At 41.0% G+C, this 24,385-nt stretch carries 23 protein-coding genes and 2 pseudogenes; 7 read left to right on the top strand and 18 right to left on the bottom strand.

Annotated elements, in window-relative coordinates; translation table 11 throughout:
* Nucleotides 1-42: 42 nt before the first annotated feature.
* The 7 genes and pseudogenes from BLV33_RS29425 to BLV33_RS19300 form a co-directional block, all read right to left on the bottom strand.
* Nucleotides 43-315 carry a carbohydrate-binding domain-containing protein gene (locus tag BLV33_RS29425; RefSeq protein WP_253187255.1) on the bottom strand — a complete coding sequence of 91 codons (273 nt, stop codon included), beginning with the start codon at nt 313-315 and terminating at the stop codon, nt 43-45.
* Nucleotides 261-461 (bottom strand): hypothetical protein, encoded by a 201-nt coding sequence (locus BLV33_RS29420; RefSeq protein WP_171909205.1) that lies wholly within the window; start codon nt 459-461, stop codon nt 261-263. The genes BLV33_RS29425 and BLV33_RS29420 overlap by 55 nt, the downstream gene beginning before the upstream one ends.
* Entirely contained in the window at nt 462-3,626 is a 3,165-nt protein-coding gene (locus tag BLV33_RS19315; RefSeq protein ID WP_090795289.1) for an S-layer homology domain-containing protein, read from the bottom strand.
* A complete protein-coding gene (locus tag BLV33_RS30490) occupies nt 3,623-3,754 on the bottom strand; it encodes a hypothetical protein (RefSeq protein WP_290439058.1) in 132 nt (43 codons plus the stop codon). Before BLV33_RS30490 ends, BLV33_RS19315 begins: the two co-directional genes overlap by 4 nt.
* Nucleotides 3,755-4,312: 558 nt before the next feature.
* A pseudogene (locus tag BLV33_RS19310) lies at nt 4,313-4,483 on the bottom strand (zinc-binding dehydrogenase); the annotation flags it as partial.
* A gap of 74 nt (nt 4,484-4,557) precedes the next feature.
* Nucleotides 4,558-5,472: an acetamidase/formamidase family protein gene (locus tag BLV33_RS19305; protein ID WP_090795286.1), complete on the bottom strand. Its 915-nt coding sequence runs from the start codon at nt 5,470-5,472 to the stop codon at nt 4,558-4,560.
* Between the two features lie 76 nt (nt 5,473-5,548).
* Nucleotides 5,549-7,114 carry an ABC transporter substrate-binding protein gene (locus BLV33_RS19300; protein WP_090795283.1) on the bottom strand — a complete coding sequence of 522 codons (1,566 nt, stop codon included), beginning with the start codon at nt 7,112-7,114 and terminating at the stop codon, nt 5,549-5,551.
* A 479-nt stretch (nt 7,115-7,593) separates the two neighbouring features.
* Here BLV33_RS19300 and BLV33_RS19290 point away from each other — a divergent pair, with 479 nt between their 5' ends.
* Nucleotides 7,594-8,145 (top strand): CHAT domain-containing protein, encoded by a 552-nt coding sequence (locus BLV33_RS19290; RefSeq protein ID WP_090795278.1) that lies wholly within the window; start codon nt 7,594-7,596, stop codon nt 8,143-8,145.
* Nucleotides 8,146-8,852: 707 nt separating this feature from the next.
* Nucleotides 8,853-9,029, top strand: coding sequence for a hypothetical protein (locus BLV33_RS29415; RefSeq protein ID WP_171909204.1), 177 nt, complete (start codon nt 8,853-8,855; stop codon nt 9,027-9,029).
* A 379-nt stretch (nt 9,030-9,408) separates the two neighbouring features.
* Here the strand turns inward: BLV33_RS29415 and BLV33_RS19285 are convergent, their stop codons facing one another.
* From BLV33_RS19285 to BLV33_RS19270, 4 genes are all read right to left on the bottom strand, one after another.
* On the bottom strand, nt 9,409-9,663 hold the full coding sequence (locus tag BLV33_RS19285; protein ID WP_253187111.1) for a transposase zinc-binding domain-containing protein: 255 nt from the start codon (nt 9,661-9,663) through the stop codon (nt 9,409-9,411).
* Nucleotides 9,664-10,263: 600 nt separating this feature from the next.
* Nucleotides 10,264-10,680, bottom strand: a complete 417-nt coding sequence (locus tag BLV33_RS19280; protein WP_090795275.1) for a protein-export chaperone SecB — start codon at nt 10,678-10,680, stop codon at nt 10,264-10,266.
* A 2-nt stretch (nt 10,681-10,682) separates the two neighbouring features.
* Complete coding sequence (locus BLV33_RS19275) at nt 10,683-11,015, bottom strand: hypothetical protein (RefSeq protein ID WP_090795271.1); 333 nt, start codon at nt 11,013-11,015, stop codon at nt 10,683-10,685.
* 23 nt (nt 11,016-11,038) lie between these two features.
* Nucleotides 11,039-11,563, bottom strand: coding sequence for a hypothetical protein (locus BLV33_RS19270; RefSeq protein WP_090795267.1), 525 nt, complete (start codon nt 11,561-11,563; stop codon nt 11,039-11,041).
* 1,056 nt (nt 11,564-12,619) lie between these two features.
* On the opposite strand from BLV33_RS19270, the pseudogene BLV33_RS30175 reads away from it, so the two are divergent.
* Nucleotides 12,620-12,805, top strand: a pseudogene (locus tag BLV33_RS30175) (IS3 family transposase); the annotation flags it as partial.
* Nucleotides 12,806-12,938: 133 nt separating this feature from the next.
* Here the strand turns inward: BLV33_RS30175 and BLV33_RS19265 are convergent.
* The 7 genes from BLV33_RS19265 to BLV33_RS19230 all read right to left on the bottom strand — a co-directional run bounded on the left by BLV33_RS19265 (nt 12,939) and on the right by BLV33_RS19230 (nt 21,117).
* On the bottom strand, nt 12,939-14,264 hold the full coding sequence (locus BLV33_RS19265) for a TniQ family protein (protein ID WP_171909203.1): 1,326 nt from the start codon (nt 14,262-14,264) through the stop codon (nt 12,939-12,941).
* A 419-nt stretch (nt 14,265-14,683) separates the two neighbouring features.
* Nucleotides 14,684-15,832 carry an ATP-binding protein gene (locus BLV33_RS19255; protein WP_090795256.1) on the bottom strand — a complete coding sequence of 383 codons (1,149 nt, stop codon included), beginning with the start codon at nt 15,830-15,832 and terminating at the stop codon, nt 14,684-14,686.
* On the bottom strand, nt 15,832-18,123 hold the full coding sequence (locus tag BLV33_RS19250; protein ID WP_139305773.1) for a Mu transposase C-terminal domain-containing protein: 2,292 nt from the start codon (nt 18,121-18,123) through the stop codon (nt 15,832-15,834). Before BLV33_RS19250 ends, BLV33_RS19255 begins: the two co-directional genes overlap by 1 nt.
* A 20-nt stretch (nt 18,124-18,143) precedes the next feature.
* Nucleotides 18,144-18,554: a hypothetical protein gene (locus BLV33_RS19245; RefSeq protein WP_090795246.1), complete on the bottom strand. Its 411-nt coding sequence runs from the start codon at nt 18,552-18,554 to the stop codon at nt 18,144-18,146.
* 92 nt (nt 18,555-18,646) lie between these two features.
* Nucleotides 18,647-19,975: a TniQ family protein gene (locus BLV33_RS19240; RefSeq protein ID WP_090795243.1), complete on the bottom strand. Its 1,329-nt coding sequence runs from the start codon at nt 19,973-19,975 to the stop codon at nt 18,647-18,649.
* Nucleotides 19,959-20,294: a hypothetical protein gene (locus tag BLV33_RS19235; RefSeq protein WP_090795241.1), complete on the bottom strand. Its 336-nt coding sequence runs from the start codon at nt 20,292-20,294 to the stop codon at nt 19,959-19,961. The genes BLV33_RS19240 and BLV33_RS19235 overlap by 17 nt, the downstream gene beginning before the upstream one ends.
* A 598-nt stretch (nt 20,295-20,892) precedes the next feature.
* Entirely contained in the window at nt 20,893-21,117 is a 225-nt protein-coding gene (locus BLV33_RS19230; protein ID WP_090795238.1) for a hypothetical protein, read from the bottom strand.
* A gap of 335 nt (nt 21,118-21,452) precedes the next feature.
* Here BLV33_RS19230 and BLV33_RS19225 point away from each other — a divergent pair, with 335 nt between their 5' ends.
* From BLV33_RS19225 to BLV33_RS19210, 4 genes are read left to right on the top strand one after another with little or no spacing between them, the layout of a single operon-like run.
* On the top strand, nt 21,453-21,860 hold the full coding sequence (locus BLV33_RS19225; protein ID WP_090795235.1) for a GntR family transcriptional regulator: 408 nt from the start codon (nt 21,453-21,455) through the stop codon (nt 21,858-21,860).
* Nucleotides 21,857-22,570 (top strand): ABC transporter ATP-binding protein, encoded by a 714-nt coding sequence (locus tag BLV33_RS19220; protein ID WP_090795232.1) that lies wholly within the window; start codon nt 21,857-21,859, stop codon nt 22,568-22,570. The genes BLV33_RS19225 and BLV33_RS19220 overlap by 4 nt, the downstream gene beginning before the upstream one ends.
* On the top strand, nt 22,567-23,340 hold the full coding sequence (locus tag BLV33_RS19215) for an ABC transporter permease subunit (protein WP_090795229.1): 774 nt from the start codon (nt 22,567-22,569) through the stop codon (nt 23,338-23,340). The genes BLV33_RS19220 and BLV33_RS19215 overlap by 4 nt, the downstream gene beginning before the upstream one ends.
* A gap of 32 nt (nt 23,341-23,372) precedes the next feature.
* Nucleotides 23,373-23,873 carry a CcdC protein domain-containing protein gene (locus BLV33_RS19210; protein WP_090795227.1) on the top strand — a complete coding sequence of 167 codons (501 nt, stop codon included), beginning with the start codon at nt 23,373-23,375 and terminating at the stop codon, nt 23,871-23,873.
* Nucleotides 23,874-24,385 lie beyond the last annotated feature (512 nt).

The raw sequence follows: 24,385 nt of genomic DNA, 5'->3' as shown, positions 1-24,385 counted from the left end.
TTAGTAGCCCAAACAATCAGAAAAAACCCACCCCACCTCTAATCAATTCGTCCAATAATTCAAATTGAAATCGCCGTCGATCATTTCAATTCGAACTGTATGATATGTTCCGTTTGGAAAACTGAATGTGCCAGCGTTAACCGTTTGGTAAGTCTGCCAGCCACCTGTGTTAGGCAGCGTGACTGTCGGGCCAGCTGCACCGTCGATAACAAATCGCATCCGCTTCCCACTGTTGGGTGTCGCCACTCGCACCTTCATCGTTACAGTGCCCTGCAGCGGTATTTCTTGCCATTCCAGCCACTCTCCCGCGACGATCTGGCCGACGTTCCATCCTCCGCCCGTATCCCCTCGCTTGTCTTGATCGATTGCACATTCTCCAACAAAACGATGTGGGATGGGATGCGAGGAAGAAAAATAAGGGGCTGCCCTAATGCAGCAAGGGAGCCTTGTGAGAGTTTCATTTACTTGCCCTTGTGCTCCTGCATTTTCAGTAGCACGGTTACTGCCTCTGCTCTTGTCGTTTGATCGCCAGAAGCAAATTGGTTCGCGCCTTTGCCATCGATAATGCCCTGCTTTTTCATGGCTGCCACTGCGCCTTTCGCCCAGTCCGGAATGTCCTTATCGTCCGCAAAGCCCGTTGCCGAAGCCGCTGCGCTAGATTGGCCCAAGGCCCTCGCGATCATCACAGCCATTTCCGGGCGTGTGATTTCGGTATCCGGACGGAACGTGCCGTCCTCATAGCCACTTATAATACCTGCATACACGGCCTGCGCGACCGATTTCTGCGCCCAGGAGCCGATTTTCGCCTTATCAGTGAACGTCCGTGCCGCGCCATCTCCATGCGGTCCAAGCGCATTCATCAGCATGACTGCAAATTCTGCCCGGTTTACGGTTTGATCCGGCTTGAACGTGCCGTCCGGATAGCCGCTGACGATTTCGGTGCTTACCGCTTGATTGATATTCGCTTCCGCCCAGTGTCCAGAAATATCACTGATGGCATAGTTTGTCAGGTTATACTGCCACAAGGCCGTATTCTTCCAGTCGATCCCCACCGCATCCGCAATCGACGACCTGACGGACAATCGCGGTTCCGCTCCGCTGTTTAAGAGCGCCTTTGTCTTACCTAAGCTGGAGCTCTCCAGACTGAGTGAGCCTTTATCCAACACAGCAAAGCCTTCCAGCCCCGGGTTACGGAAATGAGCAAGCCGGAAGTTGATCTTGCCGTTCTGCAGGTCTACACCGTAAGCCGGGCCTCCCCAATAGTCCGAGCTGTAAAAGGACACCTCTTCCTGAAAGTTCGGACCCGTCTTGATATATCTCGTGTCCGGCCCCCCGCCGATCGAGACGATCTGGGAATTGATGAAATCGAATCCTCCTGCTCCTGTCGCTTCGATGTCCATGGACTGCTTGGCACCGTCTACGCCGAGTCCGAGGCTGATCCCCGAGGGACCGGTTCCATTTTCCCGTTCAAACACGACACCGCGTGCGGAGCCGTAATGGAAATCGTTGTAGAGAATCTCGTTCCGGACATCGCCCAGCACCAGAAAATCCAGGTTATTGTACCCGTAATCGTATACTGGCTTATTGTCCTTCTTCGGCGAGTTCGGCCAGCCCCCGAATTTCGATTCGCTGCCGTTGGCATACACAATCGGATTAAAGTGAAGATTGCTGATTATGCCGCCTGTCGAACCGCCGCCAACCTTGATCCCGTTATGAAACGCGTGTCCGGTCACGAAATCCAGATCGTGTTGGTCGGTCCGATAAGTGAACATATCGATGCCGTTGTATGCGGCGCGCATGCCGACGTTCGCGATATAAACGTCGCTGCCCTTCACTTGAATCAGGTAGGGATAAGCGGCCGGATTGGGGAGCAGGTCCGCCGCTTGCTCCGGGTAATCGAACGTTATTCCGCGAAGGCCGCTTCCGGCGGAAAGCTTCAGGAACGGACTCTCCGACGGTTTTCCTTTATCGGCATAGACTTCGATGATGCTACCGACACCGGTCGGAACCGTGCTGTTGTCAACCGCGCCTTTTAATTCGACTCCTGTCGGAACTTTGAGATGGCCGAGGACTTTATATTTGCCCGGAGGAAGGAACACGATGCCCCCGCCGTCCGAACCCGCTTGGTCGAGCGCTGCCTGCAGGGCTGCCGTATTGTCGGCGGACCCGTCGTTTTTGGCGTAAAACGGCGCTCCGGTCGCGACATACATCGCCATTCGCTGCGGTTTGTGCGTCCGTACTTTCATCTCGGGAAAGGCGGGCAGCTTTTTCGCTTGGGTCGCCGTATGATTAATAGCCGATATATAGCGGGAACTATTGTCGATTTGAACCGGTTTCTTGAACCGATTACCGGCAATAATCCCTCTCGCTTCCGGGCCCAAACGGATTTGCGGCGCCGCGTTGTCGAAATCCGAATCCAACGCGTCCAAGGTGCCGCCCTCGATATCGACCATGCCCTGCCTGATTGTGCTTTGATTGATAAAAACCTGCGACTTTGAGGACGGATCGGCCACGATCGCATGGTCCGTCGCTTGGATATCGAACGCGTCTAATTGAATCGCTCCCACGGCTCCGGGACCGACCAGAACTCCGTTTTCTGCGCCCGCAATATGAACCTGAGTGAACATGATTCCAGCGGTGCTGACCGCTTCGAAGTAGATGGCCGTCTTGCAAATATTGAAATCCAACGCGTAATTTTGGCCGTTCGGTTTCGAGCCCGGTCTGGCTATCGAAGGGGCTACGTGGAATCCCGTCATGTATCCTTCGATGGATACATAGCTCGTATACGACCAATCGTTGCGCCTCATGACGATGCCCGTGCCATGATTGAAGATCCACTGTTTGAATGCGCCGTCGGCCGCTGGGGCGCCGGGCAACCCCGAGCCTGGCCAATAGTCCGGCGAAAAGCTAATATGCTCCAGACGTCCGACATCTGCGATATTGTCGATCTCGACCCCTCGCGATAAAGGGGTTCCGTAAATCTCGTTCAGGACCGGGCTCGACCCGCCGTTCACTCGGGAAATCATGATTCCGGTATACGAGTTGACGAACGTAATGTTCTTCGCATTGCAAAAATCGTTGCCGAAATAATGGGGTCTGCCGAACATGATTGTCGGTGGATACGGAGTGATTTGATCCGGCAACTGCTCGGGATACCAGAAAGCGAGATCGCGGACAGCCGATGAAGGCTCCATCGTAATGAATGGCGTACCTTCCTCATCGCCCCTGCCGGCGTATGCCATCAAGATGGTGCCTTTTACGGCTTCCCCCTTGACCGGCTTGCTCCACTCGCCGCGCAGCGTGACTCCCTTCGGAATGAGCAGCGTTCCATGGATGGCGTAGCGCCCTTCCGGCACGAACAGCGTTCCGCCCCCCAAACGGCCCAGCGCATCCAGCAGCTTTTGAAAAATGCTGGTGACGTCGGTGACGCCGTCGCCGGATGCCCCGAAATCCTTCACGGAATAAGCGGCGACGAACGTATCGGCTGTCGGGTAGGCAGGCTCGATCAGCCGCCAGTTTGGCGCAGGGTCCGCTCCGGAAGCTTTGGCCGGAAGGACGAACCCAGCACTCGCCGGAGCGGCCAGAAGGACAAGCAAAATCAGCCTTACGAGCGCGCTCCGGATCATAAATATACCTCTACCGTTTTGATTTCAAATGCCCCTTCAATACGGAACGCTTCACGGATAGCCCCTCGGTGGAGTTCTTCTAGCGAAAAATAAAACGCAACTATGTGAACAGATGATTTTCCTTTCAATGAGCTCGCTCCTTTGTCATGGTAGAAGTATTGTTCAAATGTGAAACATTAGTTGTCGTTGTTGCCTTTAATGTTGATACTGCCGTTGTTTTGAGCAACGAAAGCTGGTACACAAAGAGTGCTGCTGCGGTTGCCAATAGCTTTTCATGATTTCATCATCCTTTTTTAAATTAGAATTTTTTTCTTGCACTATTTATTTCGACAAAACTAATTTGATATTTAAGGGTAGTTCCATTCTAGTAATTTTTTATTTTTTCGGGGGCGTTTGACATACATTTGTCATAAAATAAGAATATAATATCATCCCTCGCCGCCACGGCAAAGAAAACATCCTGCCCGTTAGGTGTGCAAAGGCAGCCACTTGATCCCGCGGCTGCCTCTTGATTTAGTTATTGAACTCCCTCGTTTCCGTTAGTTCAACGAAAAGTCGCAAATTTAGTAAATATCATATTTCATCTTCTTGAACGAACCCAAGATGCTATTGTAGTGCAATACCTGTAAACAAAACAAAAAAACGTTCGAGAGGATAAATCCATCGAACGCTTTTTTTCGTCTGGCTTATTCAAAATGTTCAAGAACAATTTTTCCAATTGTTTTTCCGGATTCTATTTTAGCATGGGCATGTTTAAAATTTGTCGCATTAATCGGAGATATTCTCTCAGTGACATCAGTACGAATTTTCCCTTCATCTACAAGTTCGGCTAACCGGTTCAGCAACCAATGTTGTTTATTATATTATATGGTCAGATTGGTAGCCCAAACTGCAGCATAGATGACCTAAAGCTTATGCTTTTTTCAAACCGTTATTCCAACATGGATAATACGGTTTTTGAAATTTTACAAACGACGCTATAAGCGGGGTTGAACGTATTGGCCACCTCGTATTCGACGGCCTGACCCATAAGCAGGCTCGCTTCCGTAGCCGATAAGCCGTAATCTTCCTTAAGCAATGTCAGCATTTCTGTCGTTGCATGCTGCAGCGCTTGATCCAACGGCCTGGCGTTGCCGATGCAAAACAAATGCGTCTTGGATTCACCTCTCGGCCAACCGATCGTTTTCCCTTTCAGAACCCGAGCGGTGAAACGAACATCCAACGAAATTTCCACACCGGTACCCACAATTTCTCCATCACCTTGAGCAGCGTGCCCATCACCGAGATGGAAGAGCGCTCCTTCTGAAAAAACCGGAAAATAGACGGTAACGCCGGATACAAGTCCTTTATAATCCATATTCCCGCCGTATTCTCCACTGGTACCCGTTGAAATGATCTGTCCCTTTGGAGGCGCCACACCAAAGGAGCCCAGAAACGGACGTACTTGCAGCTTTAATTTGGCCAGACCGGGTGTGGGCTTTTCCAGAATAATCGAATCTTGCTGAGCATTCACAGACCACCGTGTCAACTCATATGGTGGCAAATCTACTGCAACCTGCGGATCGACGACATTTGGCGCCAGTATATTGCGCGTCCACCCCCAATCACGGTTGGGCTTTATCGACTCGAGCTGTATAGCAAGGGTATCACCAGGCTGCGCACCTTCCACATAGAATGGCCCCGTCATCGGATTGCCGCGCGTGGCTACGCTTTCCCCCCTGTGATCCCAGCCTCTGGCATCCACGGTGGTTGTCACGACAGTATCGCCGTCGGCAATTTTGAGTACAGGTTGATGCTCCCCCATTGTGTTGTGGTAATGCTCGGGTTGAAAATGGTGACTCGCCATTGTTTAGCCTCCTATTATAATTAAATAATTAAAACCACTTCATAACGTATAAAGATATTATGGTCTTGAGTCACCCCTAATTCTTGCTCAAGTCAACTGCGCGAATCAACCCGTCGGATATATATTTGAAACCTTGTATAGATTTAGAATATCCTATTGTATTATTAGGGTGATATAGAAACACAAATGGCAGCTCTTCATTGATGATTTTCATGGCTTTGTCGTAAATCAACTTTCGCTTTCCTTCATCCACTACTAATCGCGCCTCATCCAGAAGTTTGTCAACTTCTTGGTTACTGTAAGTGGAACGATTTAATACCCCCCCAGTTCTAAAGAAATCATATATATTTTGGTCCGGGTCTGACCGTCCGCTCCATACTGAAATGATCGCCTCAAAATTTCTATTATTAAGATTATCATTATTTGCGGCGGAATCCGTTGATTCTAGATTTACTATTATACCGGCGGGTTTCAGCATACTCTGAATCATTTGCCCAAGCTGCTGATTCATAGGAGTTTGGACATACTTCATTGTGAATGTGAATCCACCTGGCACTCCTGCCGTTTTCAGCAGTTCTTTTGCTTTTTCCAGATTTGGCTGTAAAGCTTTATCGCTGTCTCCATAAGCAAAATGGGAGGGGACAAAAGGTGAATGCGCAGGAATACCGGTGCCATTCAGCACCACATCGACTATTGCATTCCGATCAATCAATAGGTCTACGGCTTGACGCAATTCCACCTTATTAAAGGGTGGTTTAGTCGTATTCACTTCAAATCCGACAAATCCTTGACCCGCTACATTAATTACTTGAAATTTAGGATCGTTTTTCATATTTGCAATTTCCTTAGTAGGAAACACGGTAATCATATCGACTGCCCCGCTCTTTAGATTGACTAATGCAATATTGGGATCCGGAAAAATCTTATAGACAACTTGATCGAGCTTTGGAAAACCTTTTTTCCAGTAATTTGGGTTTTTATCCAATACAAATGTAGAACCGCGGGTGGATTCTTTAAACATAAACGGTCCTGTACCTACTGGGTGGGTTGCAAAATCTTTTCCATATTTTTTAACGGCATCTGGAGATACGATCATACCGGAACGATCAGTTAAACTGGAAAGAAACGCTGAAAACGGCTGTTTGAGTTCTATTTGCACCGTATTGGGATCAACAACGGTTACTTTGCTGACAACGGCCATCTCGCTCTTCCGTCCTGAAGATTTTTCCATGTTACGTTCAAAGGTAAACTTGACAGCCTCGGCATTAAAATCGGTTCCATCGTGAAATTTGACACCTTGCCGCAAATTAAATGTATAGGTTTTATTATCATCGGAGATACTCCACTTCTCTACCAGCATCGGAACAATTTTCCCTGAAGCATCTCTATCTACCAATTTATCGTAAATATTTTGATAGGGTTGTCTATCGAAAAATGCGGTTGAAAAACTAGGATCAAATGTCGTAGGATCCGCAGATAAAGCAATGTTTAATGTTCCTCCAGCCTTAGGTGTGCTGCCGGCAGTTGCCGCCGGCTGTTGACTGCTGTTTTGAGTGCTGTTTGAGTTTGTACATCCTGCTAACGCTAATAAAATAGAGATTAGTACAGTTAAATAGATTGTCCATTTTGATGTTTTTAACATTTTAAACCTCCACTAATAATTTTCTTCGATCTCTTTCCCAGTCATACGATGCAAAGCGTATTTTCTTTTCATCTATAGTATCCTCCTCGTTTATCATAAACCTGAATTTCGAATGCCCATTAACACGGGCAGACTTTAGTAGAGCGATCCAGTAAATATTGATAACAAATGGGTGAACATCCAAATAAAGGGGTATTTCAAAATCAAGTTACACCTATACTGATATTAAGTTATTAAGGTCAGACCACTTCAATTAATATTTAAATAACTATTAAATTATGAAAGATTGGTATATACAGTTATTTTAAATCACCCAAAGTTCAACTGTCAATAATTTTGACATTTAAATGTAATATTATATTACATTTAAATAAAATTCGTTACATAAATAATATTCATTAATGTTATTAAATATGACTAAATATGTAAGGAACACCTATTGATCCACAAATCAATATTGTTACCGTCAGTGTTAACGTTTGCTGAAGTTAGAGGATAGCTATAAGTTTCTCGAAGAATATGCAGATCCAAGTTATGATTTAATTTGGGTTATCAGCCACGGAATGTTTAATTATGATGATGCGCCAAATTCAAAGATAGTTTTAGATGATTACTATGAAACTTCACTAAAAACTTTAATCGAGAAGATTCCACCATTGGACAAAAGGCGATTATTAGTGCTCAACGCTTGCCAAAGCGGTTGCTCCCCCGTTAGGTATGATGGGATGGGCTTTATAGGATTTGGTCCAACTCTTGCAAATCAAAATCAGTCAGTAATAGGGAATTTGTGGAAAGTGAACAGTCTTTCAGCTTCTATTTATGGTTCCCTTTTATTAACTTATTTAGTCGAGGGAGAGGAGTGGAGCACAGCTGTAAACAAAGCAAAACATGATTTTCAGAAGGGAGATGATTATGTCATCGATCTTTTGTCAAAAAGAATTTCTCCAAAATTACAACTTTATGAACAAATAAGACGCATTGGAACAGATGATTTAAAAAAGATATATCTATGGGGTGCGTATTCCGGCTGATCCGGACGGCGATTCCGGAAGTATCCGGACACTAAACCGGAACCCCTATCTAGAGCAAAAGTATTTTTCGTAGGGGAATTCCCTACCTCATTTTCATCGTAACATGGCGCAAAAAGTTATGCCATACGTCGGACTGTAGCCAAAATGGCTACAAGACTAGTTCTAAAATGAGGGGCAAAAATACTGTTGGCTACAAAATGGCTACAATTTCGGCCATAAATGGGAAAATGTGACTTCAACCATATTCATGCCAATTAATAAGGCATATTTTTGCCTAAAACCAATGTTTCTATAAGCGATTTCATACATGTATCAAATAATAATCAACCATATTTCCGCCAAATGAACATTAATTAAGCATATCCTTGCCACAAGCGCAATTTTCCAGCTAACGGGTAACGTTAGCTCCATATAAAGAGTTGTAATCCAATACTTCACTTACTGAACTGCAACTCTTTTATTTATGCGGTTCTGTCTAAAACATATTTTTCAAACATTTAGAATGTCCAGTTTACAATAAACTTTAGGTATTATGAAATGTCTTGATGAAGAAGAACCAGTTGAATACTAAACTTAGATAGGACAAATGGACAAAACACTACTTTTCTCAAAGAAAAAGAATTTATCTGAATGTCTTAAAGGGATGATCTATTAGTCGATCTAAGCAGCTAATTAATGTATACTTAATGTAAAGGTGGTGGTGCAAGGTGAACAGAATTGGAATGAGACGTAACATTGCAAGTTCAATGTTAAAATTGCGTTTGAACGTTTATGAGGTTTCTCCAACCATACCTAGACCCAATGATAAATATCGTGATGCAGAAATAAGTAAAGCTATCTCTGAATGGAAAGCTCAACATATTAGTGTTAATTACCACTCATAAAGTTTTTTTTATTAAAACTGTCCGCCCAAATTTACTCCACTAAACTGCCCGGTAGTTGAGTAAACAGGACAAATGTACAAAATCTTTTGTGAACATGGCGTCTTTATCCATAAAAAAGAAGACTCCGAGCCGAGCGTGCGGGAATAGAGGAACCATAAAAGCCTTTCCTCTAAATCTTACTCCTCTGCACGCATATTCCACGAATACCCTGGAAGTTTACCATCCCATGGCTCTACGGGTCTAAGCCCTTACATCCATCGTCATACCTATCCAAGGTGTGGAGACCGATTGCGTTTAGCGGACGGGTCTAAGCCCTTTTCGGGCAGGTTCTCCGTGCTTTCTTTTTAAAATCCTGCGAATGAGTCAATCTACGTGTTATTCAAGTTTTATGCAGCTTGTTTAAAAATGAAACTTGCCTTCTCAGGCCCCCCTTACACCGGTAAGGCACCCGTCTCATGTCATGGCATCCTTCGCATACCAGCAGTTTGAACCCATTCCGTGGATCCCCACACTTTCGGAACTTCTCCACTTCACGCACCACGACTGGTCGAATCTTTTTGCCATGTTTGCTTATGAAGGCATCCCAGTGCCCATTTTTGTCGAATAGAATCTGCTTCAGGATATTTGTCTCCATATTATTCTATTAACCAAAAATGCAAAGAGGTCCACATTCGGGACCTAAAAATTTATACTTTCTTATCTTTTAAAAAAGGCACTGACCTAAATTGGTCAGTGTCTTTACTGTATGAAGGCGAGGGAAGTCGAACTCCTGAAATCAATATTTTTAATTTGTCTCCTCATGCATTATATAATACCTATTTGCCCTTATCCCACAAGCCTTTGTATGTTTTCATTATATCTTGCATTAGTTGAATATATGTTCGTTTTATTGTGTTTGTCTACAATATGTCTATAGAATTCGGACAGGAATTTGTGCAGTTCTAAATAAAAACAATGTTCTAATACCACGGATTTCAACCAATTTTTTTGATAATAATTAAATTTTTCGAAGAACCTGACTCATGGCATCTACTTTCTTTGATTGGCCAATATAGTTGGAATATAAACCTTTATTTTCCTTGTTAACCCTGTCAATAAGTACCCGTTCTAATGAAACTGGCACTCGACTTTACATATGAAGAAGGACGGGACAATATACAAGTGAATATAAATAATTAAATAGAAGAACGAGTAAATGAGAACTCGTCCTTCTATTTAATTATTTCAGAAAGTATTATTGTTCTTCCAACATTTTCAAAACATTTACAGTTGGTAGAATTAAATTTGGCATTCCTGACATAGAAGTTACGAAACTTATGTATGCACGTAGATATGGAAATAAGATTGCTGTACCATTTACTTTACATAAATTAGCGAATTCCACATCAACTTCACCGTTTAATGAAAACTTTCCTACTATCTCAATATATAAATTAAATGGATAATTTTTTTCTTTAAATCCATTAAATACTTCACATATTAAAATAATAAGTGCTCTATCATTTTCTTCATTTACTTGAAAGTCTGTATTAAGTTTAAAATCAAGATTTATGTTATCTGTCTGCATAAAATCTTGATTTACTTCAAAATTTGATTTATTGATAATATACTCATCAAAAGTAAAACTACTAGGTACAATCTCTTTTTCCATTGTCACGCTCCGATTTGATACTCAAAAAAATTAGAAATATTTTTATAAGTATTATCTTGCTTTGAGATATTATTATTATTGTAAGTCATATTGCTAAAAGTAATATTTTTTTGAAACACTTGTAATCCAATTTTAGTTTTAACTTCATTAGCAATAACTTCACCACTGATATTATAATTAAAATCGTGAATATGGTCATTGTAAGGCAATTCATTCCTGACTTCGTGCATAAACTCCAGACAACCTGTTTCCTCTAAGTCCTTCATGAGTTGTTCTTTGGTTGCTGTCTCGAAATATGCATCTAACTGTTCCATCAGCACCTTTTCATCCCACATAATAATCACCTTTTTATTTAGATTTAAGATACAACAGAAATAGGGGGTTTAACTATGCATTCCTTTTCTCTAACACATAATACTATGGCATTATCCATTCTAGACCTAATTTTAAGTTCGTAATCAATATCTTCAACATAATATTCCCATTTTCTAATTACGTGAATGGGTGTAAGAGGAAATATCCTATCCCACATGTTAAAAAAGACGCCATCAATGTAACCATCATTCGGTGTCCAATTTGCTAGTTCAAGAATTTGCTTAATTGATATTCTTTTCAAATTATTTATCCTAATTTTGTGTTCATTTTTTTCTAAATCAACTAAATAGGGATCATCCACTTTAATTTTGTTACTTATTATTTTAGGTCGTTTTTTTCTTCTCCCCCACGTCTTTGCGTGTTGTAATCCATCTGGTTCTTCCTCAAAGTAATATGTACCATTTCCTAACCAGTGTGAGTGACCTTCACTGGTATTATAAATGCCGTTTTTTACTGCACTTGAGATTACATTAGCCTCATTACAATGATACCCAATAAACTCTCTCATAAAACACCTTCAGTAATTTTAATGTTTCAAGTGGTGTGTTTTTCCAATTTACTTTCTCTACTATACACTTAAATTTCCCTACAATCAATAACTAGTAATCTATCTTCCTGTTATACCTACCATAGTTGATAAATTGAAGTTACATAAATTTCAACCTTAATTTTCATGGTACGTACAAATAAGTCAGAAGAAATTGGTATGGAAAAAATGTGGTAAAAACCGACACTACAATAAAAATAAATCATTCGGTACTGGGTTGGGTCTGATTAATGAATGATAAACCTTGTAAGCTCGTGCAAAGTGTTCTAATAAGTGCCACTCAGCTCTCTGATTATCATCTTCGGTGGGCTTGGAGTAGCGGAGTATCATCTCTGCCGAACTATGACTCGGGCTTCTTCTTTTATTTTCTTTCTTTATTGTAACAGATTTTCCAAATCCCCAATTTACATTAATAAAACTCTGTAACACGTCTTTAGCACGCTAATATTATAGCTAAAGGAAATGTAGAAACAAAAAATAATTTGACAGAGGGGTTAGCTGCTATTCTTGTAACCTTTGGCATTTTGAGGATTATCTAAATAATTCAACTAATTTACCCGCCAAACAGATAAGTGTGTTGATTTTAAACATGATAGTAATTGGCATGCTAAAATGGCATATATTCGGCAGTAGTAATCTAATCTATTACTATTTTTTAAGTAGTTTTCCTACCCATCTTATATTATTGGGTGATTTTAGTAAACAGAATTTTCTTTCTTCAATCTATATGTCTACGTCCACCGTGCGAGGTAATGTGCATCCTCATTGTAGACAATCGGTCTACAATTTTATAAAAAAGGCGAGAATAAAATTGTGTATGTCTACATTTTGTCTACAATTTAGGACTATAAAAGCAAAAAATGTGACATCAGCCATATATTTGCCGTAGAATCAGTAATAATTTTGCCGTGAATAAAGCAATATACAAGAGTTTTAGACGCGATATCGAGGAGCAATCAGTCATATTGTTGCCGTATGTAAAAGTGGTCCACCGACCTTTAGCTAATACTAGGTGTTCAAGGCAGTGTGTACACATCCCGGGCGTACCATGATGCTGTAAAACGAAAGGCATTACCATGAGCCTGTCCCGTAAGGGTACGCCCTCTGATAGTGCCCCAAACGAATCGTGTTATTCCACGCTGAAGTTTGATACGTTCTTTCTCGAAGGATTTATTTATCTGTACAACGACGGCAATCGTTGTTTAGATCGTTCGAGACTACATTCACTACTATAACTAATTTCGCATTCAATTCCGACGACAGGTTGCTTAGACTTGAAAGGTGTTTTCATCCCTGTCTCACTACGGGGGTCAAATCCAAATAAATTTATGTCAGTTTATATTAAATTTAGTTCTTGTTTCACTTTTTCTACTATATGTTTGACCTCTTCGTGATAATATGGACCTTGTAATTTTTTTTGTATGTACCGATCACCTGGAATTTGCCCATCTTTTTTCCACTTCGTCTCAATGATCATCTTCAGATCTGAATGTAATTGTGATAATCTGCGAGAACTCATTTCACTTTTATAACTCATGTACCTGTCTGAAATAATTTTGCATTCATTGCCAGCGTGTCTATATAAAAAACTTGTATGGAGCTTTAATCTTCTACCAACCTCACATACACTGGGTGGGGGAAATTCATTTTCATCAATAATTACCCGAAGTTTATTTCTTGCCGCTAGAAACGATGCCTCATCTCGTTTTTTCTTTGTAATACTTATATCTGTGGCAGAGACGTTAAAATTATCCTTGTTAAACTTATAATTATTTGCCATTAATTCTGTGACCGGTGTGTCAACGTAGTAAGCCATTTTTAATATTGCTTCCAGAGGGGTGGATGCATAACCATTTTTCCATTGACTATAAAGAATTGTGCCAAATCCCATTTTCCTTGCAGCCTCGGAAATATTGCCTTTAAAACCATCGTTCGTGATTGAGTTTATAATTTGCTCAACAGTGTCTCTATTAATAGAGAGTTTATTTTGTGTTATCTTATCCATTAAATATACAATATTGTTTACTATCCAGCGTTCCCATTCAGAGATTGGCTCGGTTTTTAAAAGCCCCCCTTCCCCCAACCATCTATAACATTTTGTGCATCGACCTACCCTGTTGTTTGATACTAAAAATGACACATCAGACTTACAGTGAATACATTGTTCATGCAAACGAATATTATGTTTTGGACAAAATGTGACATGTTTCATGGACCAAATTAAAGGCTCATAAATCGTTTTATGTTGGTTCTTCCATTCGCTTAAACATAGTGGACACCAAGCCCTAGACTTTCGAAGTAACCGCGATGCTCTAACTCCAACCCATGGAATCAATGTTAATTCGGTGAGATCTTGCTGCAAAGTAAGATTATTTAAAATCATACAATAGTCTTTGGATGCACTTCCTACGCCATTCAACTGCTTTCCTAGTTCAACGGGATTTTTCCTGCTACTGGTGAGTGGAGAAATCACATTTAATTGATTTATAAATATTAACAGTCTACCAGTAGAAACATTATGAACTGATGCCAACCTTGTTATATAGCTTGTTAAACATTCAATCAAATAACTATTCCGTCCCCTTGGTTCCAAAGAATAAAATGTACTAACTTCATCTTTATATTCGTTAAAACCAAACTCTGTTGTTATGGTATCGTACATATTACTATCCCCCATCGAGGTGTCAGCAGTTCTAAAGTATTAATAACTTCCTTTGCAACTTCACCTGCACAGTTAATTTTGAGGGCAATTTAGCTATAAACGCATTTGTATGAAAGCTGTGCAAAATTCGATGCTAAACTAATTATAAGGACTAATACTAGGACAGAAGCAAAACTGTGCTTGTACGACTCCCGTCGCTTCATTTATTGGACATCCCCGCACTTAATGAGTGTTTCACAGCTAGCCTAGAAATATAACTCGTTAAACTCTCGACCTCAAAACTATTTATGTATATTGGAGGTAATGAATATAAACAACTAACTTTATTCAAAATATCAGCTAATATTCTCTCATCATCAATAAAAACAATTTGATTGTACAACATCTCCCCTCCTTTCCAGAACACCAATCGCTCATTATTACATTTGCTGTACTCCCACAGGATCGCGTGTTGGTTTCCTTACTCCCGGTTTTTTATTTCCCCCTGTATTTGTTTCATTCTTTTTTGATTGGTTTTTATTTGATGGTATAACTCCGTGGTATAGTAAATTTCTATACTCAGCGCTTTTAATCTCATTCTCTACATCAAAGTCTTCGTTTTCACGAGCCTCTAAAAGCATTGTCATACACTGATCAGTTTGGTATGCATGTTTCTTCAAACAGTCCATAGTTAACTTTTTTTTCTTAGACTCCAATGTTTCCTTGACAGCTTTAAATAACCAATCTTTCAATGTTCCAACACACCCAATGGTTCCTTCATATAAATAATCAATATGTGATACGAGATCCGGTTCCTTTTCCAACGGAATATTACGTTGGAAAATATAAATAACGTTTTCGAAGGCCTGCATATCATTTTTATTTTCATGACGATAGCGCGGTAAATGAATGTTGAATTCCCTGCGAGAAAGTTGCCCACTCTGGTTTATGAAAGGAACTAATTCATATGTGCCTATTAGTACATGCAAAACCTTAGAAAGTGAGGCCATAGACTTCAACAAATCCATTTGACCCTCTAGTTTTTTCCCAGATGTAACTTTTGTAAAATGTTGAGCTTCATCAATTAAAAAGGCCTTAGGGGCACGGTTCTTAAGAGCATTCTCTAGAGACTTCCGAAGATCTCTGTTTTTATCATCATTTGAATACTTAATATCGTCTTCATAATAAATCTTGTATTCGATTAACGGCTCCATTAAAGCTTCCAAAGATCGAATATAAAAATCCCTAATATCAAAATTGCTATTGTCGGGGGCTACTGCCTCAACCCCTACAATCGGTATATGTCCTTTATTCGTTTGCACAAAATTTTTGATGATGTGATTTCTAACAACTTTGAAGAGGGTCGATTTACCGACCCCACTTGGACCACAAACCATGACAATTGACCGATTACCTGGATTGGTGATGGCGTCTAGCAATTTATCTCTAGCTTCACTTAAATGAGGATGATTTGTTTGATAGTTTTCAAAGTATTTTACTCGCTCCTGGATTGATGATGAAAGCAGAGCTTCTGGAAATCTTGGTACCTCAATGGAGTTTGGATTTGTAGGTGCAATTTTTTTAGTCATTATGACAACTCCCCGTATGCAATGTATGTTGGATTTTCACGCAACTTCGGCTTCGAGGGTTGCCTTATGGTAGTTCCTTTATTTGCATGGTTTTCGACCATAGAATGAGTCTCTATGTTTTGCTCTTTTGAAACTTGGCTGTTCACTGGTTCTGTTGCTGGTTTCCCGTCTAGAACCATCTGCGCTTGTCGTGATTCAAGATCTTTAAGATGCTGCATTAATGTAATTTGTTTTCCTTCGGACGAGTTAAGGAAAGCCGCAATCTTAGAAGCAGTTATACTATCACCGGCTTTCACCGTATTGCTTGTTCTTTTCTTAAGTTCTTCAGTAATAATTTGAATTTCTTTTTCAGTTCGATTAATAAATGTCATGTACTGCTCTGACCTTAACTGAGTCCATCTGCCCTTTACAAATGCGTATGCGATGCCTACATTAAATGGGTCATAACGTACTGGAACCTGAGTATTCTCCACATCTGCTTGTCTTAGAGCAGGCGAGTAGTAATAAATGTAGTTTAGCTTGATTCCTCGACCCACATAAACCTTAGCAGTTTTATTTCTTGTTGTTGGCAAAGTTAGCATCTTGAAATCTTCGTTGTACGGAATCATCGTAAATTCACGTTGTCCCGATTGAGCCATTCCATGTAAATGGGCATCCCTCGGACTTTCACCCAAAGCAATGTGATCTTTCGTATCGTAGACCTCGTATGTCCACAAGGCCATTAATTGTGTTAATTCAGATAATGTCCAAACTGATTTTCCCTTTGGATTTACATCCGGAGTGACTTGTCTAACATTTTTCATCACTTGAGTGTTACCTAATAGATTATGAATCAACATTTCATTTGTAACGCCAAAAAGTCTTTCAATAACTGAACCAAACCGTGGTTGTCCTTTACGTTCCTTTTTATTAATTTTGTATAATGCTAACAAAGTGTCAAAGTAAACACTGGCAAATTCCTTACCACCGTCAACAACGAGATTTCTTGGCAGTCGGCCATGTCTTTTTACACATTCTCTAATAACCATCATGCAAGAACGATAACTTGGAGGGTTGAATGATAAGTAAAAGGCCAGAATTCGCCTTGTGAATGCATCTACAAGAAATGTGATCCATGCCTTTCCCAATGACTTACCTGTCTTAGGACATCTTAAGTCAAGATCAAGTTCTGTATGATCAATATGTCCAATTTGAAAAGGGCGTTCTCCATGACGAGGAGTAGTCTGTTCTAACTCAAAATAAAAAGGCTTATGATTATTCGCGGCTTTAAATCCTTCCCGCTTTTTAGTCTGTTCGTATAGAGGTCTTAATTTTACATGTTCACAAAATGTTTGATAGCTTGGACAGTGAATCTTCTTCTCAGCACACTTCTCTTTAAGAGCCCTCCACACCGTTTTCATCTTTTTGTTCGTACTAGTTTCATATTCTTCTTCAATGTATACATCAATTAGAGCTTTAGTTTCTTCCGACAACCGAGGTGTTCTATTTCCTTGACTTTTGGAATCAGGTAGTAGACCAATGAACCCATTACCGTGGACCTCTTCCCCTTTCTTATAATCACTTATCCAACCACGTAATGTACGGGATGGAATACCGGAATCTTCGACGGACATTTCGCAGTTGATTAAGGGAAATACAATATTGAATCTTCTTATTGCCTTCTCCAAGTCCATTGGACCAGCAGTCGATAAAATTTCACTCAACAATTCGTCTTCTTCTTTGAAATCAGCCCTCAAGTTTTGAATGTCACCAGATTTTATTAAATCAATAAACACCTCATTAGTGAGTGGAAGTTGTTCATTGCTTTCACCGAGAAGTATTGTGGTAGTTTCCCCGTGATTTAGGATAGTCCAAGCCCGACCATCCCATTGGACTTTGTTACCTGCTTTTATATCGACCGCCCCAGTAAACTTCCCTTCTGTTTTATGACAATAGCGTAGCTTGGCATGTACGTTGGCTATAATCTCATTGGTATATACTCGAACATATTCCCACTCAGTTAATCTTTCTTGACACAAGTCAATATAAATATCATCCAACACAATTAATTTATATACTGAGTCAGATTGTCCACCAAATCGATTAATTAATTCTTTAAGTGATATTCCCTGCTTCTCGTTTACGATATCCATTATCTTTTGTCTCATGTCCTGTGGAACTTCTACATTTTCCTCTAGCAGGTAATCCTCAAGAAATTGAAGATTGCTTTGAAACACCCAATCAATTTCCTTATCAGTACGAATTCGAAAAGATAAACCGAGCTGCTCTGCGTATTCCCTTACTGGTGGCATGTCCCAAGTGCCTTGTTCTGTCAATATCGTTCGGGGTGTTCTTTCGATAATTTTTCAAACTTCTCTTCAGTTTTACATTCCTGCCAACCGACGAAATCCTCCGAGATTACGAACTGATCGGCTGTGTATAGATGGCCGCGTCGCTTCCCATTCACCAAATACCGAATTGGAAAAGTTGGCGGCTGATCATAGAACTCATAAACTTTTGGATCATGTTCTAAAAGGTAAGTGATGGGGAGCTCCAAAGTATGGCTTTCATATTGAATAGTAACTCCCATTTTTTTGCTGCTGTAAAAGCCAGACAGACTTCCTCTGGTGCTTGATACTCTTCTTGCCGGTGGAGAAGTTCTAATTTGCTGAATAACTTCAATAGCCTCTTTAGAGAGATGATGTAACTCACATATTTTCCTGAAATCATCATCATTCAACATTTCCATCACCGCCTGTTATTGGTTTAATTATCATAATTCTCCACTAATTCAAAAAATCCTACTACATCTAGATATAATTTTTCAATTATCACCTATATATTGAATACTTCCCTACACAATTTATAATGCCGACTCATCTTTTTCTCTCGTAAGATAGCTGGCCGCTGTAACTCTATCTCGATTCTACGAACAGTAGGCAATAAACCCGAACTAAATAACGAAGAAAATGCTTTTGATATTTCACCACTTAATTTAATAATCCGTAAATTCTTTTGTCCGACTTTGTAATACCTGTTCATACGCGTCTGCTGTTTACAAATTGGTCCAAAATACTTATACAATGTCTTTTTATTGACTTGCACTTCTTTAGCCATACTTGTAACGTTTATTCGCATATTTTTTCGATCCAACACCAATTGTTTAAATATCCTGCCCACTTCAGCTACCGACTTTTGTGTGAGTATGAAGTTTTCTTTTTTGATTCTTTTTGCAGATATCACATATTGACTATTACTACCTAACCTATTCCCAGAATAAAAAGAACCAAGTGAGATGTCGCATTTGTTGCATATCCTCATTACATCCTCGAGGGTCGGAAGGTTTTTTCCTGTATACCATCCCCAGAATGATGTTTTAGGAACACCTATAAACTTGGCAAACCCAGATATATTGTCATTCGTGTAAAGCTGGGCTAACTTCATTAAAGTCCATTTGACATCATCTCTTTTAAAATCTGATATCTCAGACGAAAGCAGATCTTTAATTAATCTCCCCTTACAAAGTTCCCATTCATTAGCCTTAGTCTGAATCCTTTCTTCTTCTCGACTACCAAGCCAAGAGGAGCAGTTTGAACAGTAACCGGGAGCACTTCTGCCTTCTAGAACTAAATTTGTATTTGAACAGTGTGGACATATTTCTTGAAGACTAATGTCATGCTTCATACATACACTCAAAGCTTGGAGCATCCACATTAGTGGTTCATAAACAGTAAGTTTTTGTTCTCTCATCTCTTGAAAACACAAGGGGCACCATGCCTTATTTCTTCTTAACAATCCCCGAGTAGGAATCACATTTTTATACCGTAACAAAGTAAGTTGATCTAAAATGTTGCTTAGGGTTAATTCGCGTAGCATGTCTACAAATTCAGTTGCAATTTTTGTTAATCCATTTATTAAGTGGGCTGAAGTGTAAAAGCCACTTCCGCCCTGGTTCATATATTCCTTATCTAAATACGGGAATAAGAGCCTTGAGAACAGATTTCCAGTTTTGATGCAATGCGCCTGAGATTGTCGAGCGATATAACTTGTTAGGGATTCAGCAGCCATTGTATTTAAACCCATTGGTTGCAGGCAATATAAGGTACTTATCGCCGGTAAAATAATTTCTTCCTGTCCTATCTCTAACTTAGCGTAAGGATCCATAGTTATATCCCCGTTTTAGGCGATCGAACTTACGCTTGCTTTCTTTATAGATCTCAATAAGGCTATAGTATTGCTCTAAATCAACTTGATCTAATAATGTGAATTCAATAACTTTACACACCTCGAAATTATAATTGTTTAGATATATACGTGATGAGTCACAGGGGAGGTGATTTACTGTAATAGCCCAAGGTCCATGAATCTTAGCTTTCTGAAACCATTGTTCTCGAATTGCAGTCTTTCCCGAATAAGTACGATCTTCCAAACAAATACCAACTTCTGAAACCCAAGCCGTGGCTAATTCGTAGCCATTAATCATAATTATCCCCCCAAAATAATATTTGCTATTCATATATTTTTCATTATATTTTATTTTAAAATAAATATTAATGATGAATTATTACCTTATATACCAAAATGTAATAAGTCTACAATAAAAAAATGACCTAGCCAAAGTTTAAGGCTAGGTCATCATTTAAATTTGGTGTATCCATTAAAAATAAACATAATGATAGAGATCACATGGTCACTTCCTAGTGCAATAATTCGGCAATATGGAAGGAAATCCCTCCTTCTTTTCCTATTGTAACTAAAGTGTTTCTCTCTTTATAAACATAGTCTTCGATAATCGCTATTATTAGCATTAACTTTAGCATTAAATGTTGGGAGACAATAAAGTCTTGAAGTGCAAGAAACCAGCAAACGCAAGGTTTTGCTGGTTTCTTTCATGAAAATAAAATACAAATAAAGTTTTGAAGTGGTTGTTTGGAAAAAAAGGCTGAACTACAAATAAGTTTTGAAGTACTTCTTGCAAACATGTATCTTTAGGTCTCATTCAACTATCGTATCCGTCCCTCGTAATGATATCAATCAAAGTGGTGCTGGTTTGTAGCCACTGCATAGTTAAGATTAATTCGTTAAGGTCTTTCTTTGGCTTGTGAATTCTTCCCCTCATGATAGTCTTCCCATAGTGGGCCGATGTATTTTTCTAATGTTTTTACGACGTCATCTCTTCGGCTCTCTTCGACATTTTCAGTATCATTTGAAATATCATTTCTAATTCGTATGAGCACAAATAAAGGTGGTAATGCAGCCTCACGGAGAGCCTTAATCATGTTTTCTTCTTGTGGCGTAATATCCATAACGCATCTTTTTTCCTTTCTTGTAGATTATACAAATTAATATAACCCTCACTTCGCTAACTTCCCAATCTTCTACTGCATCTTCTCTTTCTGCTCGAGATATTCTCATTATAAACCCTGACCTTAGTGTTAGGGTCAAGCAAAAATCAGCTATTCAACAATGCCACCAGGTTGGAGAATCCGTGTATCGACTAAAACTGGACCAACATTTTGCAGATGATGTGAGTAGTATCAGATACGATCGTAATACCCTGGATTTCTATTATGGGCTTGCATTAAGTGTATTAAGTGATATAATACACTTAATGCAAGTGTGGACGACAGGAGGAACGCCCATGGAACAATCTTCGAATGCCTGGCTGCGATTCCGGATCGACTTCAGTCAACCGATATACGAACAAATACTTGATCAGGTGCGAAGCGCTATCGCGAAAGGAGAGATCGGGTTGGGAGACAGGATGCCTTCTGTTCGGGAATTGGCGCAGGAATTGCGCATTAATCCGAATACCGTCATGCGGGCTTATCAGGAATTGGAGAGGGACGGGTTAACAGAAAAACGCCGCGGACAAGGAACTTATGTCACTTCATCGGCGGAGCGCGTAAGGTCGTTTCGTACTGATCTTGCAACCAAATATATTGACGCTTTTATGGCGCAAATGGAAAGCCTGGGGGTTGCCTGGACGGATATTGAACACTATGTCATGAAAAAGAAACAATTGGATAGAGGAGGGATGGAGCCGTGACTTCACCCATTGTCGTTGCCGAAAAAGTGACGAAGCGATATGACAAGAAAACCGCGCTCGACGACCTTAATCTTACCATTCCAGCCGGCCGGATCGTCGGGATACTCGGTCCCAATGGATGCGGCAAGTCCAGCCTGTTTCGCGCGATCACCGGTTTGATCAGACCGGATGAAGGGAGGCTGGAAGTGCTCGGTCAACCGGTCGGTTGGCAAACGAACCAAGGAATCGCCTATTTGCCGGACAGAGCGCGATGGTATCCGAATTATACGGCGCAGCAAGCATTCGATTGGGGACAATCGTTCCTTCCGCGCTTCGATATAGAGATCGCGCGGTGGCTAGTTGCCTTTATGGATATCGAACTCAACATGAAAATCGCCGGCATGAGCCGCGGACAGGAGGCCCGGGTTATGCTCGTCCTCTGTTTGGCACGGCATGTGCCGCTGATCATCTTGGACGAACCGTTTGCCGGGATCGACGTGCTTTCCAGAGAAGCTATCGTTGCCGGTTTGTTCGATTATCTGGAGCACAGTGAGCAGTCCGTATTGATCAGCACCCACGATATTCAGGAGGTCGAGGGATTGTTCGACTACACCGTGATGATGAATCAAGGGAGAGCCATTTGGTCGGGCGAAACGGATGAATTGCGGGCCCGGCACGGATCCTTGCACGATGTGTTCCGGACACTGTACAAAAAGGAGTGGGAACGGTGAATCCATCCGGCATGTTTTGGAAAATGGTGCATCATGAATTCAAGCTGAAAGGAAGCTGGAAAGGGCGCAGCCGGCTGCATCTCTCCAAAGGTTGGGTATTCCTTTACCTCGCGCTGATCGTGATTGTCGGTGCCGGAATCACTACTTATTATTCCGTTCATTATGAACTGCCATTGAAGCGACTATGGTCCGTATGGATCGGCGTTCCCTACGTATTGATCGCATTCGGGGTCGCTATTCTAAAGAGGGAATGGGAAAACGAGACCTACGGCTGGTGGCTCACGTTGCCGTATTCGCGGCTTTGGCTCGTTAGCGCCAAGTGGATCGCCGCGTGGCTGCGAATGCTGGTGGCCGTGCTCAGTGTTTTCGCTTTGCTCTCGATATATGCCTTAGCGATATCGATATCGCTAAGCTTGTATACGTTGGCGGAAGTGGAATCGTTTATTTTGACTGGACTACAGTGGCTTTTGCTGATGATCGGCTTCAGTCCGTTTTTACTTGCGGTCAGTTTGCTAATTGCCGGCACACAATTCAGCTCATTAAGACCCCTAAGCCCGATTCTTTGGGCGGGTTTTGTCGGAGGAATCAGCTATGCTTTCGGAGGGCTCGGCAAGTTTTTTCCAGATAGCCCGACTGCTCGCAGTTTAACCGAGGCAGCCTGGCACCCTATCCCATGGGAAGTGCCGGCCGGAATGGGGGCAAGTTGGATCGCGGCTTATTTTATTATTCGATTTACCGCCTACGTACTTGAACTCAAATTGACTTTATAAGACTTATGAATTGAAGAAAGGTGGAAATTGCAATGTTAGCCTGGGTACCCTACGTATTCGCTCTCATTATTATCGGTTTGGTCATATGGATCAGATTAAAACGCAGAGGAAGTCCGATTAAAGGAAACGGCTTATGGATTTTAGCTCCCGTTCTGCTGGTGTTCGTGCTCATGTATGTAGGTTTATACCAGCTCATGCACATACCTGGCAGAACTTTTCACCTCCCGGCTTATTGGGAAATCGTGATCGCTGTGCTGCTGGGGATATCATTAGGTGTCATTATTCTCATGCAGACGTCGTATGAAAAGCGGGAGGACGGTCTGGTTTATTCAAAACCGAATAAAAATTTTAAATACGTCATCATCGCGATTGTGATCATCCGGATCGGTTTGTCGCTGTATTTCAAGAGCATGGATTACAGTGAATTTACAGTTTTAACGATGGTATTGGTGTTTGTCTACCTTTGCATTTGGAGATTTGGCAGCTATGTGAAATTCCGGCAAGTTTCCGGACGTCAGGGCATGGAAATCTAATCAAATAACCGCCTGATCGCACATAAAAAGTCCATCCCACAAAAGGATGGACTTTTAACCGTTCTCAATATCCGCACCGAAATGCCTGAAAATTGGCTGGCCGATTGCTCCCCAAGTCCGTTCTCCGACAATCGCCCGAATAACTTTCACATCACCTTTGCCGGCTCTAAAAGCTAGGTCGGCTTTTTATTATCTATCGCCAGCTCCATTTTTAAATTTTCATACTTCAAAACTTTATTGTCTATTTCAAGACTTTATTGTTCACTTCAAGACATTATTGTCTACTTCAAAACTTTATTGTCCTTCAACAAAATGATGTTGGGGGACAATAAAGTCTTGAAGTGCAAGAAACCAGCAAACTCATGGGTTGGCTGGTTTATTTGAGAAATATAAAATACAAATAAAGTTCTGAAGTGGTTGTTTGGTACAAAAAGGCTAAAATACAAAAAAGTTTTGAAGTACTTATGACAACCATGTATTTAGCCTCTATACCACTATCGTTTCCCGTTAGC

The sequence above is a fragment of the Paenibacillus sp. GP183 genome (assembly GCF_900104695.1).
Lineage (GTDB): Bacteria > Bacillota > Bacilli > Paenibacillales > NBRC-103111 > Paenibacillus_AI.
The sequence above is the reverse complement of the archived record's forward strand: the minus strand, read 5'-3'. Positions and strand labels throughout refer to the sequence as shown.